We start from the raw sequence: 16696 nt of genomic DNA, 5'->3' as shown, positions 1-16696 counted from the left end.
CACTCGCGGCCGCATCAGTTGTGCGAAGCGTCCACCAGTGCTGTCCTGGTGTGCGCTTCCTGCACGAAAGGTGTCGACGATGACTCAGGCCCCGGCGACCGCCCCGGCGCTCACCGCGATCGAGCAGCGGGTCCTGTGGCTCGCCACCGCGATCGTGCACCAGGCCAACCGGGTCCGGCCCAACCCGTCCGGGCTGAAGGTCGGTGGGCACCAGGCGTCGTGCGCGTCGCTCGTGTCGATCATGACGTCGCTGTGGTTCCGGCACCTGCGTCCCGAGGACCGCGTCTCGGTGAAGCCGCACGCGTCGCCGGTGCTCCACGCGATCAACTACCTGCTCGGCGAGCTGGACGAGGCCTACCTGCCGACGTTGCGCGAGTTCGGCGGCCTGCAGAGCTACCCGAGCCGTGCCAAGGATCCCGACCCCGTCGACTATTCGACCGGCTCGGTCGGCATCGGCGCGACGGCCCCGATCTGGGGTGCGCTGGCGCGCCGCTACCTGACCACCCGCGGTTCTTCGGCGGGCACCGGACGGCAGTACTCGCTGGTCGGCGACGCCGAACTGGACGAGGGGGCCATCTGGGAGGCCATCCTCGACCCGGCCGTGGCCGAGCTGGGCGAGATCGTCTGGATCGTCGACCTCAACCGCCAATCCCTCGACCGCGTCGTCCCCAACATCGCGGCCGGGCGGCTGCAGGGCATGTTCGACGCCGCCGGCTGGCAGGTGCTGACGCTGAAGTACGGCCGCCTGCTGGAGGAGCTGTTCACCCGGCCCGGCGGCGCCGAGCTGCGCGCCCGCATCGACGGGATGTCCAACCCCGAGTACCAGCGGCTGCTGCGCTGCGACGCCGCCCAGGTGCGCGACCGGCTGCCCGCGGGGAACGCGGCGCTGGCGGCGCTGGTGGCGTCGCTGGACGACGAGACGCTGCTGGCCGCCGTCCGCAACCTGGGCGGTCACGACCTCGGCTCGCTCGACGAGGCCTTCGCGTCCATTTCGGACGACCGGCCGACGGTCATCTTCTGCTACACGGTCAAGGGGCGCGGCCTGCCCACGCAGGGGCACCCGCAGAACCACTCTTCGCTGCTGACCGCTGCGCAGATGGAAGAACTGGCTTCCTCTCTGGGGACGGACCTTGCTTCGCCGTGGGAGGGCTTCGCTGCCGGGTCGCCCGAAGCCGCGTTGTGCGCTGAAGTTGCTTCGCGCCTTCGCCGTCCGGACGTTCCTTCGGCGCCTTCGCTGGAGCTGCCGGCCGACATCGGACGCACGCCGTCCGGGACGGCGACGACGCAGGCGGCGCTGGGCCGCGTGTTGCTCGACCTGACGCGCGAAGCGCCCGAAGCGGCGAAGCGCGTCGTGACGGTCAGCCCCGACGTCAGCTCGACGACCAACCTCGGCGGCTGGGTCAACAAGGTCGGCGTCTGGTCGGCCACCGAGCGCTGCGACTGGTTCGAGGACGACCCCGAGACGATCATGCACTGGCGGGAGAAGCCGACCGGCCAGCACGTCGAGCTGGGCATCGCCGAGACGAACCTGGTCGGCCTGCTGGGGGAGCTGGGCGCGACGTGGAGCCGCTGGGGCGAGCCGCTGCTGCCCATCGGCGTCATGTACGACCCGTTCGTCGAGCGCGCGCTGGAGCCGTGGTCGTTCGGCATCTACGCGGGCGGGCAGTCGATCCTGATCGGCACGCCGTCGGGTGTCACGCTCGCCCCGGAAGGCGGCGCCCACCAGTCGATCACCACGCCGTCGATCGGCATCGAGCAGCCCGGCTGCGTCAGCTACGAACCGGCGTTCGCGATCGACACCGAGTGGACGCTGCTGGCCGCGCTCGGCCGGCTCGGCAAGCCGGGCGGGACGTCGTCGTACTTCCGGCTCTCGACGCGTCCGGTCGACCAGACGCTGGCCGCGGTGCCCACCGACCCGGCGGCGCGCGAACGCCGTCGCCGCCAGGTCGTGGCGGGTGCCTACCTGCTGCGGCGAGCTTCGGAGCCGGCGGTCACGCTCGCGGCGATGGGTGCGCTGGTGCCGGACACGCTGGCGGCGGCCGAGCGGCTGGCCCAGGTGGGCGTCGAGGCGGACGTCGTGTGCGTGACCAGCCCGGGGCTGCTGTTCGAAGCGGTCCAGGCGCGCTCGGGCCGGGGCGACGGCTCGTCGTGGATCCTCGACCAGGTGTTCCCGGCTTCGCGGGCCCGCCCGCTGGTGACGGTCCTCGACGGGCACCCGCACACGCTGGCGTTCCTGGCCGGGGTCAACCGGGTGCCGTCGGTCGCGCTGGGCGTCACGAAGTTCGGGCAGTCGGGGTCGCTGGAGGACGTCTACCGGTACCACGGCATCGACACGGACGCGATCATCCGGGCCGCGCTCGACGCCGTCAGCTGAAGGTCGCGCCGGCGAGCAGGGCGTCCATCTTCTCGTTCCAGCCTTCGAACGCTCCGTACTGGACGACGAGGATCTTGCTCGTCGGCAGCCACCACATCCGGACCTGGTTGTTCTGCGTCTCGTCCTTGCAGGTGACCTCCCAGCGGCCGTACTCGGCCGTCTTCGGGCCGATCGGCTTGAAGCCGGACTCGACGAGGTTGCTGCCGGTCGCCTCCGCGGCCTGCCCGGGCGGCGAGGCGGGGGTGATGCACGTCGGCACGTCCGTGCCCGTGTACCAGCCGAAGGGCCGCTTCGCGCTCGGGAGGTTGATGGGCGCGTTGGGGTCCGCGGTCGCTTCGTGCAGGTCGAGGAGCCGGGCTTCGCAGACGACGGTGCCTTCGGCGACGCAGCCGTCGAGCAGGCCGTCTTCGCTCGCCTGGGTGTACTTCGCGCCCGGGGGCAGCGTGACGTGCATGGTCCCGACGACGACCTGCGGCCCGGCGGCCTTCGTCACCGTCGGCACGGGCTGCGCCTGCCCGCCGGTCGCCGTGCTGCAGGCGGCGGCGCTCAGGACCGCCGCGAGGGCCAGGACGTTGTGCCGGAAGGACACGGGCTCACCTCTTTCGTCCGCGGTTGGACTCCCGGACGGCCTCCCCGGTTTCGCCGGTGACCTGGCGTACATTCGGCCAGGGCGGTTCGGGCGGTGCTGGTGGGCGCGTGGGACACTGGTCAGGTTATGACTGCCCTCCCGCTCGTCTTCGACGCCCCCAAGCGCGGCCTGCCGCCGCGCCACCTCGCCGACCTGTCCGTGGCCGAGCGCGCCGCCGCGGTGGCGGAGCTGGGGGAGAAGCCGTTCCGGGCGAAGCAGCTGTCGAACCACTACTTCTCGCGCCTGACGGTGGACCCGGCGGAGATGACGGACATCCCGGCGGCTTCGCGTTCCAAGCTGGTCTCGGATTTGATGCCGACGCTGCTGACGGAGGTCCGCGCACTGGCGGCCGACAACGGCGCGACCCGCAAGACGCTGTGGCGCGCGCACGACGGCACGCTCCTGGAGAGCGTCCTGATGCGTTACCCGGACCGTGCGACGCTGTGCATTTCGAGCCAGGCCGGGTGTGGCATGGCGTGCCCGTTCTGCGCGACGGGCCAGGGCGGACTCGACCGGAACCTGTCGACGGCGGAGATCGTGGACCAGGTCCGCTCGGCGGCGGCGGTCATGCGCGACGGCACGATGCCGGGTGGGCCCGGCCGGCTGTCGAACATCGTCTTCATGGGGATGGGTGAACCTCTCGCGAACTACAAGCGGGTCGTCGCGGCGGTTCGTCGGATCACCGACCCCGCTCCGGGTGGTTTGGGGATCGGTCAGCGGTCGGTGACGGTGTCGACGGTGGGGCTGGCGCCGGCGATCCGGAAGCTGGCGGACGAGAAGATGCAGGTACGGCTGGCGGTGTCGCTGCACACGCCGGACGACGAGCTGCGGGACACGCTGGTGCCGGTGAACAACCGGTGGTCGGTGGACGAGGTGCTCTCGGCTGCGCGCTACTACGCGGACACGTCGGGGCGGCGGGTGTCGATCGAGTACGCGTTGATCCGGGACATCAACGACCAGCCGTGGCGGGCGGAGCTGCTGGCTCGCCGGTTGCGGCAGCACCTTGGTCAGCTGGTGCACGTCAACGTCATTCCGCTGAACCCGACGCCGGGTTCGAAGTGGGACGCGTCGCCGAAGCCGGTGGAGCGGGAGTTCGTGCGGCTGGTGAATGCGGGCGGAGTAGCGTGCACGGTGCGTGACACGCGCGGCCAGGAGATCGCCGCGGCGTGTGGGCAGCTGGCCGCTGAAGGCTGATTTCGGTTCAGTGATGGAGAAATTGTCGTGATGTATGCCCCCAGCCTGCTCGACCCGGCTGCGGAATCGTTGAAGCTCTCGGATTTCACCGGCGCGACGGAGGTCGCCCGCGAGGCACGCACGTTGCTCGGCGAGCGGTTCAGCTCGGTGACGTTCATGTACGTGCTGATGCGCGCGTACGAGGTGGAGTACACGGCAGCGTGCGACGCGGCCCGCTGGCACGAGTTCCACGGCGGCCCCCGGGCGCTGTCGGACGCCGACCTGGAGAAGCTGCTCGCTCCCTGGCTCGACCGCTGACCTTTCGATCACCGCCGGGGCGTAACCTGCGGCCTTTGGGGCGACGTGAACCACGTGGCGTGAATGGGGGTGCGAGTGTCGCCCTCAATCAGATGCCCGTTTTGACGCCCCCTCAACGACGAGTGCGTGGTGTTGCCACCGTCATGATCGGCAGTAGCGCCCGCAGGAGTGGCGAGTCGTTCGGTCTGCACGCTGGACCCGCAGGGCCCGGGTCGCGCGCAAAGCCGCCATCCCGACGGCGGGATGTTGTTCCTCGCCTACGGGCTGCAGGCGGGTGCGAGCCAGACGCTCTTCGTCACCTAAGCGCCCGCGACCGCGGATGCCGCGCGGCACTTCGGCGCTTCCGTCGCCGCGATCGGCTGTCTCTCGCAGGTCTTCCCGCTCATCTTGGCGCTTCTCACGATCCCGGCTGGTCTCGCCCTCGACCGGGTTCTCCGGCCCGCTCCCGTCGCGGGTGCGTCCGCACTGCCGTCGGGGCGTTCCTCAGGCTGGTCTCCGACGACCTCACCTGGGCCTTCGTCGGACAGGTCGTCGTCGCCGCCGGACCAGTCAACGGGGCTGGACCTCCCGATCGGCGGAGATGTCGGCACCGAGAGCAACGTGATCGCTGCGGTGGGGAGCACACAACAGCTGGTCACCCCACGGCGGGGTGATCTGTCCGGTCCGGCCGTCGATGGCCGGCATCGAGCACAGCTTGGGCTGAGACCAGTGGGCGTGCGTTGTGGCTTTGCGTCAACGCCAGGCGTCAGGTTGCTCGACGACAGCGGATGCGCCGATATTCTGCCGATCCGGCTCTCTGCCGGCCGCGCGTCTCCGCCCCGCCTCGTTCGCCGCATGCTTGACTCCTGCCCAGACCTTCGGGGGTCGACTCAAGCGGGAGGTTGGTGTGAAGCGCTCTGGCGGGGTCTGGTTCGCGGTGGGAGTCATCATGCTGGGCACCATCCTGCTGATCGCCCGGGCCAGGCCGGACATCGATCTGTGGCAGCAAGTCCGGCGGTGGTGGCCGGTCGGGCTCATCCTCCTTGGCGGCGCCGGCTTGGTCAGCCTGCTTCCAGCAGCGAGTGCGAAGCGCGGTCCTCTGGTGCTGATCGTGCTCGGGGCCGGTTCCCTCGTGGTGACATCAGGCGGGTTTCCTGAATGGTTGCGCGGGTACATCTGGCCCCTATCGCTGATCGTCCTCGGCGTCGTCGTCTTGGTGCGTCGGTCGGGTGGGGAGCAGCCGATCTCCCAGCCGACTGCTCGGATGTGGCTCGTCGCACAGAGTCGTACGTTTCCCTGGCCCACCACTGGGCCATCCGTGCTCATCATGCGTGCGGTAGCCAGTGGGTGTGTCATCCGGCTCGATGGTTCCGAAAATCGTCAGGTTCGGCTGGAGATCACGGCAGTGCTGACCGGAGTCGACATCTGGGTGCCCAAAGGCTGGACCGTGCACTCGGGCCCGCCAGGGCCAGGTGGACGGGTGCGGAACTTGGCGACGGAAGCAGGGGCTCCGGAAAGTGCCAACCTTCAAGTAATTGCGTTGTCCGTGCTGTCGGGAATCGAAGTCAAAGAGTCCTGATTCCCCGTCAGGATGGAGTGACGCGTCCTGGTTCGGCCGGGGCGTAAGTCAGGTCGGCTGCCGGGTCTCCACGCCATACTCGGCTCAACGCCTCGTTGATTACCTGTTCTTCGCCGAGGTTAGCCGGCATCTTAAGCTGCATGGCTTGCAGCAGCTTCAAGCGGTATACGTCGATCACGGCCCGTACGGCGACGCAATAGTTTCCAGCGGCTGCGAGGGCGGCGCGGTAGGCCAACCAGGAGCTGAGAACCAGTACTGCAGGCAAGGTGAGCCACCAGCCGTGGGCGAACAGCAAACCGGCGGCGATCAAAGCACTCGTGAGCAACGACAGGGACAGGCGGCTGGCCACGTCGAGTTGTGTCCGGTATCCGTTGACCGTGCCCAGCGCGGACTCGGGCAGCGCGTAATAGAGCCGTGGCCACAGTTCTATCGTGTCAAGCTGGTAGGCCGAGCCGGCCTGCTCTTCGAACGCTCTGAGGCGGTTACCGAGCGCGGTCGGGAGGAGCGGCCAAGCCTGCGGCCAACGGGTCTGTATCTCATCGTCGATCCCTTCTTCCACGAGTTCGGGGTGCATCTTCGCCAGGAACTGCAGGCGCGACCTGCGCCGCTCGTGTAGCCAACGACCGAAACGCGCCAATCGACCCAACGGGCCCGCGGTCGACCAGTATCCTTCGAGCACCCGGATTGAGTTCAGCTCAAATGGTTCGAGCAGCAACGCTCCGATTGCAAGCAACGCAATTGCGCCGACGGCGCCGAACCAGTTCGCCGCCTGAGCCCGCGCCACCAGAACATCGAAGCTGGGTGGCCGTTGCGGTGCACCACCGAGGATGAGTGCGCCAGCAGTCGTGACCACGAGTGCGGCCGGGACGGCATTAACGAGTTTGAATCGCAGGGGCAGCTCGCTGATGCCGGACTCGGATGCCATCATTGATTTCCTCGATGTTTGATGCACCGAAAATCGAGCCAGGTGTGCTCCGCGAGCTTGTACTTCACCATGGGAGTCGGCTCCCTGCAGTGAGTTCTCCCCGGTTGCAGGCATAAAATGGAGATCTTCTCACCTGGCATCGCGAACCTGACCGGGGAGTGGACGCACATCGGACAGGTACTTCCCGCGGGAATCGCAGTCATGAATGCTCCCCACGGGCATCCGCCCGCGCACACGGCCAGCCGCGGATTTCTCCCTGATCTGCCTGGCAATCTGATGCAAACCATCAACAGCCGCGCGAGCACGAGCGTGAACATCGCCACCCCTCGTAGGCAGCCGACAGTGGCCTCCACGCTACGCCGCGGATCCGGGCCGGTCCAGGTACCGAAGCGGCAGGGCGGGACACATCCGCGGTCAACTTCTCGACCAGAGTCGGGGACGATGTGGCTCACTGCTGACAATGGTGATGACGAGAGCCCCGTGAGACCCGGACGTTGCTGGTTCCCGGAGCCCGGCGACGCACCTAGCGAGCCGAGGTGACAGCTCGCCACACGAGGCGGCCCAGTTCTGGGTGGCAGATGTCACTGTGGGCTCCGGCAATGCCACTGCCAGTGGCGACGACCGATCGCGCGTCGACGTTGTGCACCCGCCCGGGTGTGAGTTCGTCGACGTACCGGACGTCGGAGTGAGATAGCTCGTCGACGTCCGGTCCGTGTAGTCCGTGTACCCCGATACCGCCGTACCTCGGCAGCTCCTCGGCGTCGAAGGCCAGTTGCCGCCCCGACCAAGCTCCGAGCGGGTAGAACGTTCCGACCGCGCGGTCGTGTACGGACGTGGTCACGACTATCGGCCCGGTGACCTTGCGATTGTCGATAACCGGCCGGAAGTGGCCCGCGCTGTCCGGTCTCGCCGGAATGCTCGAGCAGTACGACCAGAGCGACATCGCACCTTGGAACAGCGACAGCGACGCCACCGGCCGGGACGCTCCCGCCGCGGCGGCGGACGCGACGATGCAGCCAAAACTATGCCCCATCAAGTGAATCCGGGATCCTGGCGAGCAGCGCTGCAGCTCGCGCACGAACACGGCGGCCCCACTCTCCCCGAACGTCATCGCCCGCTTCTTCATCTTCCAGAACGTCAGCACCTGCAGGGGAGCGAGAATTCCGCCGAGGGACGATCCGCCGAACGAGACCGGATCGTCCTCGAGCCGGCAGCCCTGGTACAGCAGCTCCGCGTCGAAGGGACTCCGGTCCCCCTCGACCGAATTGTCGTCGTCGAACCGATCGATCGCCTCGTAGGCTGCGACCACATCCCGAGGCAGCGTTTCCGGCTCCGGGTCCTCGAGCGCGGAGTTGACGATCGTCCCCACCGCGGCTCGGACCTCGGGCGTGTCCCCGAGCCGACCGGCCATGCGGCTTGCCAGCTCGTCCGGCCCGACCCCCGGCTCGACGGCGAACGACGTCGAGCCGATCTCTTCATCACCCCACGCTTTGCTGGGCCAGTGCAGCCCGATGCACAGCGACCGGAACCCGCCCGGCAGTGCGCGTGCCCGTTCGCGTTCGGCAGTGGACGAAGCCATCGTGGCGATCCACGCGCCGTACTGCGCCCGCGCAGCCGGGACATCCCCGTTCCAGCCGTGGCTGAACACGAATACGTCAGTCGGGCGGTCGGCTGACGCCTGCGCCAGCGCCGCGAGGCTGTCGGTGTTGCACGCGGCGCCGGTCCTGTCGTAGCTGAGCAAGTGGTAGTGCACCTCGTGGCCGGGCACGGACTCCAGGGACATGGGCTGTCTCCGTTCAGCATGCGCGTACGGCGGGATCGCCGAGGAGAACGTAATTCCGGGCATCATTGCTCGCGGTCCACGACCACGCGAGTTCGCGGTCGCCGACTATGCCCCGGTCCTGCAGTCGGTCTAGCGCGATGGTCAGCTCGGCCGCGATCTCCGACCAGCGCAGGTTCACGTCCTCCAGCGCACGGCCGATCCGGTGTCCTTTATGGATTGACAACAGGGTGCTCACCATCGCGGTGATGTGGTTGTCCGCACCGGTCCACAGGAACGAGTAGCCCCATGCGCGGTCGATGTGCCCGACGAACGCCAGCGTCCCACGGGTGAGCAGCCGTTGCGGCAGCCGCGCCGTGAAGGGATCGGCGGGAAAACCGCCGCTGTAGCAAGCGAAGGAAAATACGACGCGCGGTGCGACCGGCCCCGTGATGTCCGCCGCCGACAGGTACTGATCCGGCGTGATCGGGGCCGCCGCCAGCGGCCCCGGCCAGTCTTGGCACACGAGGGCACCCTGGATCTCCCGATCGGCTCCTTTCGGACGGCCGAGCCCGTGTGTCGCGGTGAACAATACCGCGGGGCCCGTGGCCAGCAGCTCGGTCAGGCGTTGCTTGCCGGCCCGGGCTCCGACGTCGGTGGTCACCCTGATGCCGGGTGCGAGCGCGGAAAGCTCCTGTGCCAACGGCTCGATCAGCTTGGTGGCACTTTGCTTCGTCGGCCGGTCCCCGGGGTTGCGGGTGCCGAACAGGTGCATTGGCAGCGATGCAGGCGTTCGCTCCTCGGCCTCCTTCGCCACGCGTGCGTAGGCGGCGTACTCCTCGACGGTGTCGAAGTCGATCCTGCCCACCGCGTACTGCACGTCCAGCAGGTACTGGAAGGCGAACGGGATCGCCGTCGGTGGGCCGACGATGAGCAGGTAGTAGGGCACGCGACGCGGGTCGGCCGGTCCCGGTCCCATCTTGTGGCGCCGTAGGAACGCACTCTTGTCCTCACCCGGCCGCACCACCATTTCCCGGTAGAACTCACCAGCCTGGTCCCGGCGCAGGTTTAGCAACGGCCGCAGCGCATCGATGATCCGCGGATCGACGTCCTCGGGCATGACCACACCCCAACCGGTCTGCGCGAGGTCGTCGAGATCCTCCACGAACGAGGCGGCACCGAGCGTCGCCTCGCCAAGCTCGGACCGGCGTTGCATCGCCCGCAGGAACGGCGAGTCCGGGTCCTCTCGCCGCGCGACCTCCGCGATGTCGCCGGGTGACAGCGCCGGGAACAGGTATCTTCCGGTGTCCGGGTCGAGCCCGTTGAACTCGATCGGAGAGTCCTCGGTGTCGCTGCTCGCCGGTACGGAGGTAACGGGTGCTGTCACCTCGTCCTTCACCTCACTGCGGGCGGCCGCGTAGGACAGCTCGAGAAACCTCCTTTCGTGCTCGGGGAGGTCGTTGAAGGTCAGCGGCGCGTACGCCAGTTTGTTCTTCGGAAGCAGGAAGCTCGGATGTCGATCGCGGCGATCCCACTCGTACGCGGCCACCTGCCAGGTCGGCAAGTTGCGCAGCTGCCAGCCTTGGTTGTCCTCGAGGACCGCGCCGACCAGCCGGTCGTGCGCCAGTTCGTACCACCTGGTCCCGCCACGTGTGTCGCTCCGGATGAGGTACATGTCTTCGAGGCGCTTGAGCACGTCCCGCTCGACGTCTCCGACGTCGGGCCCTCGCATCGTCTGCGTCCGCCACTTGGTGTCCTTGATCAGCTCCCGTTCGAACCAGTCCCGCACGACCCGCTCGGAGACCCCTGTCCGTTTGACGAGTTCGCCCATCGAGCGCGAATAGTACTTCGCCAGCGCCCTGCTGATGTCGTCGTCTTTGAACTCTTGCAGGTCGACGGGCCCGTCGCGGTCCCAGTCTTGCCACACCTGGCGGCACACCACTTGCAGCTGGAACGGTTCGATCCAGCCGTTCACCGTGAGCTTGTCGGCCAGCGCATTCGCCGCCCGGCTAGTGAACACGTCTGCGGTGGGCTTGGGGTTCTTGATCGCAGCCAACGCGTCTGGCCTGCGGAGGAAGTCGAGGCCGTACGCGACGCGGATGTGGGTGGGCAGGAACCGCAGGTATCGGTCGAGGCCGCCGAGGTGGTCTTCGCGAATCGCGAGCAACGTCCACAGAGCACACTTCTCGATCGCTTCGCCGAGCTGCCGGAAGAAGTCCGTCTTGACGTCGACGTCGGTCGGGTCGAGGGTGAGAATCTCCTCGAGCTGGTCGATGACGAGCACTCGCCTGCCCTGGGTTCCGGTCGCGTGAGCCAGCACCTCGGGTAGCTTCATCCGCGCGAGCTGCGCCGGCGCGAACCTCTTGCCGCCAAGCAGGTTCAGCGCGAGTGAGAAGACGTATCGGTTGGGGACGGAGACCGTGTCCGGGCGGGGACACTCGACCCGCAGGGCTTCCGTCGGGGCGAACCCTTCCTCCCGCAGTTTCTTCGTCACCGACGTCTGGATCAAGGAGGTCTTTCCCGCGCCGGAGGGCGCATGTAGCAGCACGATCCGCTCCGCCATCACGAGGTTCGCGAGTTCTTTGGCTTCCCGTTCGCGGTTCGGAAGTCGTTCGCCGACCCGGAACGCTCGCGGGCCGATGTAGGGGTTTTCGGTCATGACTACGTTCCGATCCGGTCTTGCAGTTCCTTCATGAACGTCTTGGTGTCGCTCCAGAAGATGTTGACCTGCTTGAGCGCGGATTCCAGATAACGTTGCGCCGCTTCCGGTTCGATCACGTCCACCTCGGGCATCAGCTGGACCCCCACGTTCAACGTGTCGTCGAGCACGCCCTGCCCGCCGAACGACTGGATGCCCTGGAACAACACCTGGAAGTCCCACTCCCGGAGTTGGTACCCGACGAAGAGCAACGAGCGCACACTCAGCGCCTTCGACAGTTCGCCCAGCGACTCCGGCAGGAGGTTGCGCTTGCCGATCCAGGCGGTCAGCCAGGCGAAGTAGTCGTCTTCTGTCAGCACTAGCGAGTCCGGGTCCTCCAGCCGACCGAACAGATGGCACACCCAGGGTTTGTCCACGTCCGGATCCGGCCAATCGTCGAGGCGCTGTCCCGCGATGTCTTCCCACGTCGAACTGCGGTACCACGGGTAGCACATGGTCCGCGCTTCTTTTCCTTGCTCCTCCAGGGCGTCTTGGAGGAGATCGGTCCAGCCGGTGGTGACGAAGATCGGAGCGTTCAGGGATGCGGCGACCGTGTAGGGATCGGCGGGATTGCGGGCGCGCATCCGCCGCCCGACCTCCCTGATGGCCGGCGACGGATCGCTGCCGGTGAGCAGACGTTGTGGCAGCCCGACGAACGGATCGTCGCCTGCCGCGGTCTCGACTCGCTCCACCAGTTCGGACATGAGGAACTCGCTAAGGTAGATCGGCACCATGTTAGGCTTCTTGGTCACCCGGAGGTATTGCGCGACCTGCGCGAGGTTGGTGCGTCCGTGCCAGGCGATCGGCATTTGCCTGCGCAGTGCCCATCGCCGGGCGATCTCGGACCGGGAGCCGAGGATCCCGTCGGCGAGTCCGGGGCCGAGCACCGGCGTGACCCGGCCTCGGGCCAGTAGCCGTGAAAGGTCGTCCCACGTGTCGTCGGCCTTCGTGGTGAACGCCGGCAGGTGGTAGGCGCGTCCCGACCGGAGGCGGGAAAACAGCACCGGCGCCCACCAGTCCCGCCGCTGTCGCACCGCGGCCCGCGCCTTGGCCATCGCCCAGTCGACGACGGGCTCAGTCCTGAAAGCATCAAAGAACACCGACACGAACGTCTGCGCCGTGACCATCGTGATGTCGCCCTGCATGGCGACGACCGCGGGAACGCCCGCTTCGGCGAGCCTCGGTCCGAGCCCTGCCAGCGCCCCCGAGTCGGAGGTCACTCCGTTGCCTTCGCTCGCTGCCGCGGATTGGCACGAGGCGAGCATCGCGAGTGTCGGTTTGTTCCCGACGGCTTGGACACGCTCGGCCAGCCGCCGCGCGTCGACCACATCACCTGTGCCGTCGGCCTTTTCGAGCAGCAGCCGAGGAACGTCCTCGGTGAGCCAGCCGTGCGCCACGACGTAAAGCACCTCGTAGTAGTCCTTGTCGAGGTATTTAGCGATTTCTGCAAGGCTCGCGCGCTCGAGTACGTCGACCCGGTAGTAGTCGGTCAGGGCGGTACGAGCACGAGCGATCTCGGCGTCGTGCTCGACCTCGGCCAAGCCTTCGAACTCGTCGAGGTTCGACGGCGCCGCGACGATCACCAGGGCGCGCCGCTCACGGTATTGACGGCTGGGGATCAGCGGCCAGTTCTCGCCGCTGAGATAACGGGAAAACATGACGTTGCCGGTGACGGCGATCGGCATGTCCGGCTTGCCGGGCGTGCGCAGTGACTCCCAGCGCAATTCGTGAAACCGGGCGGGCCCGTTGAGGTGAAGGCGGAAATGCACCGAATCCGTGCCCGCGGAGTCCACGGCCTTGCGGTAGTACCGCTCGATCAAGGGCTCCGCGAAGACCATTTCACTGAGCCGCGCCGCGTACTCCTGCTCGTCGCCGGTCAGTGTGCGCAGCTCATCGACGTCGATCGTGATGGCATGCCGGGGAAAGTCCATCTGGTCGAGGCCGTCGGGGCCGCTCAACCGCAGGTTGATCTCGAAGTTCTTCTGGTCGCTGTCCCAGACCAGACCCAGTTCCAGGTCGATTGCCATTGCTTACCACCCCGCACCGCACTTGTGCCTGACAAGTCCCGATCGATCTGCCGTTTGTGACAGCTGCAAGCAGAGAAGGACCCGAATGGAGTAATGTTGTCGCCGGCATTGTTGTCGGCGGCCGGTTCGCTTGCGGACGCGAAGCTCCAGATCGGCGAGCAACGCATCCTCGCGTGGTGCGCCGACCCGGCGTCTCGGCGCGCGCAACCGGCTCGCTGCCGGAGAGGCAGCGCCGGCCACGGACCTGTTGTCCGCAGGCGGTGTGGCCTTCGCGTTGCATACGGCGAGACAGCGTCCGATGCGATAGTCCATGGTCGTCACGAAGGGGATCCGGGCTCTCCTCGTGCGGCGGCGGACCTCAAGAGGCGTTCGAGCCAGCAATCGCGCCTTCGCCGTCCACGGATGCCGAGAGCTGACGCAGGAAGGTGCGGCCTGCTTCCCGTGCGTCGTGGATCATCTTTCCGGCGTGCGTGAAATCGAAGCCTTTGACGTGACTGGTGGATTGGCCGGGGAGGCACACGACCGGCACAGCGGATCGTGCGTATTCGATGTCGGCGTCGTACTGACGGTTCAGGTTGGCGGCGATCGCCGCCGTGATCGTATCCCGGACGTCCCTCGGTTCGCCGCGTGCAGGAATGCGGGGTCGCCCATCGAACACGATCAAAGAGCCCGCACCCAGATCGATCGCTTGCCGGACCGGGGCATTGGCCACGTACCCGCCGTCGGCGAGCAGCTTGCCGTCCCGTCGGATCACTGGGAACACACCGGGGATGGCGCACGTGGCCAGCAGGGCGTCCAGCAAGTCGCCCTGGTCCAGGACGGCGGCTTCGCCGCTTCGGAGGTCCGTCGCGACGCAAGCGAACGGAACGACAAGATCGGCGAAGAACCGCGAGGTCACCTCTGCTGCGAACAGCGCCGCGAGCCGGTTGTTGCGGAACATGTAGTGACCGCCCAGCAAGTTGCGCAGCTGTCTGATACGGGAGTCACCGATCACGCGGGATCGATCACACGTGGTCCACACCCGGGTGAGGCGTTCGACTGCGCCGTGCGGGTCGTCGGCCAAGACGACGCCATTGAGGGCACCGGCCGACGTCCCCACGATGAGGTCGGGCCGGATGCCCGCCTCCAGGACCGCAGCCAGCATGCCGACTTGTGAGGCGGTCGAGGCGGCTCCGCCGCCGAAGACGAATGCGGTCGGCCGCGCTGGCCTAAGGACCTCAGCTGCGCCGGTCATGCGGCGTCGGCCTCGTCGGTGCTGGTCACCGGAGTGACGCCGGTCTCCAGCGCCCGGACCGCGTCCCGGATGCGTTCGTTGAGCTCCCCGCAGGTATGACCAGCCGGGTCGATCGGCGAACCGATCCTGATGGTCACCTGTGGCCGACGCCGCCGGAACAAGGGCCAGGGCTTTGATCCGGACCAGACTTCGTGCGTGCCGACGGCCCCGATCGGGACAACGGGCACGCCCGTCGCCAAGGCGATCGCGGCGGCACCACGACCGTACTCGGCCGCCTCTGCGTCGTCGGGTGCGGTGATCTTGCCCTCCGGCATGATCGCGACGGACTCGCCTGCCTGGATCGCGGCCACTCCCGCGTTCACAGTGGCGTCGGAACCGCGCAATGCGGGCAAGGCCCCCGTCGCGTGCAGCATTTTGCCGAACGCGCCCTTGTGGAAGAACTTCTGCGCGATGACCAGCCGCGGTGACACCCGGAGATGCCGGAACGCCAGCAGTCCCGCAGGCACGTCGAAGATCGACCGGTGATTGGCCACATAGACCGCTGGTCCGGGCCAAGGCCAGGAACACCCGCTGTTGTCGTCGAAGACAACGTCGGCAACCAACGGGGCCAGACCGACCGCCGTCGCTGTCGCAGCCTTCCGCAACACCTGGTCGACGCCGGGGTGGGCGGGCGCGTTCGGGTGGGTACGTGCCGCCTCGCGTGGCAGCCGTGCCGCCGCGGGCAATCCCAGAGCCGACCGCGGTACGACTTCCGGATGTGCTCGCGCCAGCCGGCCGACAGCGCCGAACGCAGACCGGCAGGCACCCTCGCCGGAGTCGAGAGGGTAACTGTTCTCCGTGTAGCTGCCGGCGAAAAACACCCTGTCGTCGAACGGCTGCTCGAGCCGGCGGGGGTCGACGTACTCGCCGACGAACACTGCCTCCGCAGGTGAGAGATTCGTCCTGGTCCGTACCTGCAGCGGCGCGTGTTTCAGGCCCAGTTGCGCGCCGATACGACCGAGGATGTACTGATCCTCGGTCGAAGGGGGAAACGCCGCCAGCGTGACGCAGCGCCGTTCGGCGGGCTGCACGACGGTGGTGACCCCAGCACCGGCGTAGATGCGGACGTCACCGGACCGGATGACCTCCTCCCGCGGGTCGAGATCGATCGTGAACGCCTTGCAGTGGGTGTGACGGCGGCAATCCATCGGGCGCGGAACCCCCGACCTGTCGAGCACCGCGTACGCATCGTGCACGAACCCGGTGAATATGACGGCGTCGAATCGTTCCTCTCCGGTCCTCGTGGCCAGCCGAACTCCGCGGGAACAACGCGTGATCCGTTCTACGCGGCTGTTCGTCTGAAATTCGACTCCTCTGCCGCGCAGGAATTCTACCCATGGCTCGATGAGCCAGTGATTCGTCGAACCCGGCAAGGCGTAGGAGATCGCCTCGCTGCGCGAACTGGCCATTGCCCGCACCAAGGATCTCGCCGACCAGTTCCAGATCGAGCCGAAGATGTTCGACGATTGCAAGCTCCGTCGAGCCACCAAGATGGCCTGCAGATTCGAGCGGGAGATGGCTAACTTGTCTCGCGTCGACAGGCCGGATGTTCGGGCAAGGAAAGCATAAATGTGATCGATTTCCACCCAGCTCCCGTCGTTGCGGCTGGCGAACCTCCGGCACTTTTGCAGCGAGTCGAGGACGCTGCGGCCGGCTGGTCCGGGGATCTCCCGGAATAGCCCGAGGAGGTACTGATAGTCCGGCAGGAAAAGGCGGGTGCAGTGTTCGCCCGACTCGGTGACGTCGGCTCGACCGCCGAATTGACGACCGGCTTCCAGTACGGTTACCGAAACGCCAGGCCAATCCGTGAGGTAGTGCGCGGAAGAAAGCCCGGAAATGCCCGAGCCGACAACGCAGATTCTCACAGGTATCCTCCTTTGGTTGCCTGCGAACCGGCATGGCGATCCCGGCGTTGGTGTTCGTTGCGTGACAAATGTGATCTGGAGGCAAGATCCGTTGTCGA

The 16696-nt window shown here is 67.4% G+C and carries 12 protein-coding genes; 5 read left to right on the top strand and 7 right to left on the bottom strand.

Annotated elements, in window-relative coordinates:
• The first annotated feature begins 79 nt into the window (after window positions 1–79).
• Window positions 80–2374, top strand: coding sequence for a pyruvate dehydrogenase (locus AB0J40_RS10520; protein WP_364450431.1), 2295 nt, complete (start codon window positions 80–82; stop codon window positions 2372–2374).
• Here AB0J40_RS10520 and AB0J40_RS10515 read toward each other — a convergent pair.
• Window positions 2367–2963, bottom strand: a complete 597-nt coding sequence (locus AB0J40_RS10515; RefSeq protein WP_364450428.1) for a hypothetical protein — start codon at window positions 2961–2963, stop codon at window positions 2367–2369. The genes AB0J40_RS10520 and AB0J40_RS10515 overlap by 8 nt on opposite strands.
• A gap of 126 nt (window positions 2964–3089) precedes the next feature.
• On the opposite strand from AB0J40_RS10515, the gene rlmN reads away from it, so the two are divergent.
• The 4 genes from rlmN (at window position 3090) to AB0J40_RS10495 (ending at window position 6051) form a co-directional block, all read left to right on the top strand.
• A complete protein-coding gene (gene rlmN / locus AB0J40_RS10510; RefSeq protein WP_364450425.1) occupies window positions 3090–4196 on the top strand; it encodes a 23S rRNA (adenine(2503)-C(2))-methyltransferase RlmN in 1107 nt (368 codons plus the stop codon).
• A gap of 30 nt (window positions 4197–4226) precedes the next feature.
• Window positions 4227–4493: a hypothetical protein gene (locus AB0J40_RS10505; RefSeq protein ID WP_364450423.1), complete on the top strand. Its 267-nt coding sequence runs from the start codon at window positions 4227–4229 to the stop codon at window positions 4491–4493.
• A 168-nt stretch (window positions 4494–4661) separates the two neighbouring features.
• The gene (locus tag AB0J40_RS10500; protein WP_364450421.1) at window positions 4662–4796 is read left to right on the top strand and encodes a hypothetical protein; all 135 of its coding nucleotides are present in this window, start codon (window positions 4662–4664) and stop codon (window positions 4794–4796) included.
• Window positions 4797–5421: 625 nt separating this feature from the next.
• On the top strand, window positions 5422–6051 hold the full coding sequence (locus AB0J40_RS10495) for a hypothetical protein (RefSeq protein ID WP_364450419.1): 630 nt from the start codon (window positions 5422–5424) through the stop codon (window positions 6049–6051).
• Window positions 6052–6058: 7 nt separating this feature from the next.
• Here the strand turns inward: AB0J40_RS10495 and AB0J40_RS10490 are convergent, their stop codons facing one another.
• The 6 genes from AB0J40_RS10490 to AB0J40_RS10465 all read right to left on the bottom strand — a co-directional run bounded on the left by AB0J40_RS10490 (window position 6059) and on the right by AB0J40_RS10465 (window position 16598).
• The gene (locus AB0J40_RS10490) at window positions 6059–6976 is read right to left on the bottom strand and encodes a hypothetical protein (RefSeq protein WP_364450417.1); all 918 of its coding nucleotides are present in this window, start codon (window positions 6974–6976) and stop codon (window positions 6059–6061) included.
• Between the two features lie 523 nt (window positions 6977–7499).
• Window positions 7500–8759, bottom strand: coding sequence for an alpha/beta hydrolase (locus AB0J40_RS10485; protein WP_364450415.1), 1260 nt, complete (start codon window positions 8757–8759; stop codon window positions 7500–7502).
• A 13-nt stretch (window positions 8760–8772) separates the two neighbouring features.
• Entirely contained in the window at window positions 8773–11394 is a 2622-nt protein-coding gene (locus AB0J40_RS10480; RefSeq protein WP_364450412.1) for an ATP-binding protein, read from the bottom strand.
• A 2-nt stretch (window positions 11395–11396) separates the two neighbouring features.
• Window positions 11397–13460 (bottom strand): CHAT domain-containing protein, encoded by a 2064-nt coding sequence (locus AB0J40_RS10475; protein ID WP_364450409.1) that lies wholly within the window; start codon window positions 13458–13460, stop codon window positions 11397–11399.
• Window positions 13461–13818: 358 nt separating this feature from the next.
• Window positions 13819–14694, bottom strand: a complete 876-nt coding sequence (locus tag AB0J40_RS10470; protein WP_364450406.1) for a patatin-like phospholipase family protein — start codon at window positions 14692–14694, stop codon at window positions 13819–13821.
• Window positions 14691–16598, bottom strand: coding sequence for an FAD-dependent oxidoreductase (locus AB0J40_RS10465; protein WP_364450404.1), 1908 nt, complete (start codon window positions 16596–16598; stop codon window positions 14691–14693). The genes AB0J40_RS10470 and AB0J40_RS10465 overlap by 4 nt, the downstream gene beginning before the upstream one ends.
• Between the last annotated feature and the right edge of the window lie 98 nt (window positions 16599–16696).

It is taken from the genome of Amycolatopsis sp. NPDC049691 (assembly GCF_040675005.1).
In the GTDB taxonomy this organism is placed as follows: Bacteria; Actinomycetota; Actinomycetes; order Mycobacteriales; family Pseudonocardiaceae; genus Amycolatopsis.
This window is presented reverse-complemented; position numbering and strand designations above follow the sequence as displayed.